This is a genomic window from Propionivibrio sp. (genome assembly GCF_049316945.1).
In the GTDB taxonomy this organism is placed as follows: Bacteria; Pseudomonadota; Gammaproteobacteria; order Burkholderiales; family Rhodocyclaceae; genus Propionivibrio.
Map to the genome: position 1 here is coordinate 1 of NZ_JBMOJE010000336.1, position 2,171 is coordinate 2,171.

Annotated in this window: 2 protein-coding genes; one reads left to right on the forward strand and one right to left on the reverse strand. The window is 55.0% G+C overall.

Annotated elements, in window-relative coordinates; all coding sequences use genetic code 11:
- Positions 1-228: 228 nt before the first annotated feature.
- On the reverse strand, positions 229-615 hold the full coding sequence (locus tag ACOYNV_RS27780) for a hypothetical protein (protein ID WP_422903061.1): 387 nt from the start codon (positions 613-615) through the stop codon (positions 229-231).
- A gap of 280 nt (positions 616-895) precedes the next feature.
- Here ACOYNV_RS27780 and ACOYNV_RS27785 point away from each other — a divergent pair, with 280 nt between their 5' ends.
- A complete protein-coding gene (locus tag ACOYNV_RS27785; protein ID WP_422903062.1) occupies positions 896-1,627 on the forward strand; it encodes a DUF3841 domain-containing protein in 732 nt (243 codons plus the stop codon).
- Positions 1,628-2,171 lie beyond the last annotated feature (544 nt).

Below are 2,171 nucleotides of genomic sequence, written 5' to 3' on the forward strand. Positions count from 1 at the left end.
ATGGTGAATGGAACTACACACTTATGCCGATGAAACTTGCTCAAGTTATTCTGTAACGCATCCTAACAAGCGTGAGCAGTTGACTTCAGATGAATCGGCTTGCAACTCCATTTCTGTCCCGTCTTAAGTGGGAAGCCGTGAAACCCAATGCTGGCGTGACGTGTTCGTCATCTGACGCCAAGGAGTCCCCCGCTCAGGCAGTGGTACAGCGGTGGCGGACCTTGCGGGTCACTCCTGTACGCGGGCGGCACCGTAGCTTGGGTGCTGTGCAATGCATTGCAGGACTTGGGTGGCGACTTCTTCAGGCAAGGATGAGCACTCTTTTGCAAAAGCGGCGTGAACTTGCTTGGCATCAAAGTAGCCGCCTGGTATCAGTATGGGCGTTTGTTTATATTTTCCTGAACTGGCTTCTCCGTCGTCCACGGCCATGTGCGTGAAGCCGCCTGCCAGGCGCCAGACAAGGGAGCTTTCGGCCTGTTTTTTGTTGTAGCACAATTCGAACCCGGCGATGGATCCATCCTGGTGCAACCAGATAATCAGGTCGAAATCGTCAGAGTAAAACCAGCGCCGTTTCGGTTCCCCTGAAATTTGTCGTACGTTGACAAGCTCTTGCATTGCGGTTCTCTGTGTGCTTTGGTGCTTGATGTTTCAGGACCAGCTATTGTTTTGGCGGGGGCGCGGGTTGTCTGCGACTCTACCCCTTATACCTTACCGTTACTATTTGCACCTAAACCGAGATTACCCCGAAGTAGCCCAAGCGTACCCATTTCATCTCACCGGCCCAAGGGAATATCCGCAATCGTTGGTAGCCTATCGTTGGGATGGTGAAGACATTCTGGATGGCCGCGTTGCCAGTTGGATCCCGGTGCGTTAATACTTGGATGGAGCTAAATGCATGATTAAAAAATGTAGTGGGCGCGGAAAGTTGCGGTTGTGGACCCTTCAGCCAATCGCAGCCGCACGAACGCTCGAGGGCGGCAACGCATACTTCTCCAAGCCAGATTTTGAAAAGGATTGGGGTGAAGGTCCAAGCTCTTATTGGAGTTTTAGGCAGGCCTATGCTTGGATGGCCGAGCGAATGGCCGAACGAATCGGCCCGCCTCCGACCGGCGTCGAGCATCCGGTGTGGGCGTGGGCGCGCCCGCCCTTTACTACCATGTCTGGAGCCCCCGACCTTCGCCGCATGAGGGAGGACCAACCTCGCGCCTTGATCGAACTTCTCGTGGAACCCTGCGAAACACTCATCTCTGACCACAGCAGTTGGCACCACGTTCTCAACGGGCGTCCGCTCGGACTCAGCGAGGCTGAATCTGACCTGATGGACCTCAGCCTGTCTGCCATCGCACAGCGCTCTGATGGAATTCCGCGGGTTGGTGCGCAAATCCTGCCCAGTGACTACACTAACCCCGATGTCCTGGCCGAACTTGGGCGTGGTTGGCTTCGAATCTTCGAGGTCGGACCGATACTTCCCGGTATTCCGGTCAAGATGGCTTACATCGATCCATGCGACCGCGATTGGGTAGGCGACGGCGACATTGCCGCGCAGTCCTGCCTTTGGCGCATTGAGCCAGGCCAGATGGTCTCTTGGCGTCCTGTGGCGCCCACCTTGTCAAGGAAGATCCAATGAAGTCCTATGTTGCTGAAGAAGTTGTCAGCTTACGACTTTTCGTGGATGGGTCGGTCGCTCAGTCAGACTTTCGCGCCAATCTCCAGCGAAGCCGTAGCTGGGTGAGCATCTCGCAAACCGCCGGTGCGTGGCGCCACATACACTACGCTGCAGGATTTGTTGGGCCGCATCGTGGCGGGAGAAGGCGAGCGTGTCACTCAGTTGCTGGCACTGCATGCACCGCCGGTTGTGCGTACAGGGCACACCAATCGGCACTGAGCGTGCGCGCCAAGCTACATGGTCACCGCTTGATCAACAAGGTTAAAAACTCACGCCTGTATCGCGTTAGTCTGCATAGCGTTCGCACCATGTGGGCTGCCGTTCGTTTGCATGATGTTGCCTTCCCTGTCGCCTTCAATCTGGCGCAAACATTCGCGCAGCAGAGACAATTGTTGCGGAGGAATTTCATACTGATTACCCCAAGATAGGTGGTAAATTCTTTCTTAAAAATTACCTAAGGACTTTGAATGAGCGTCAATTGGGATGGCATGACTCTGCCAGAAAC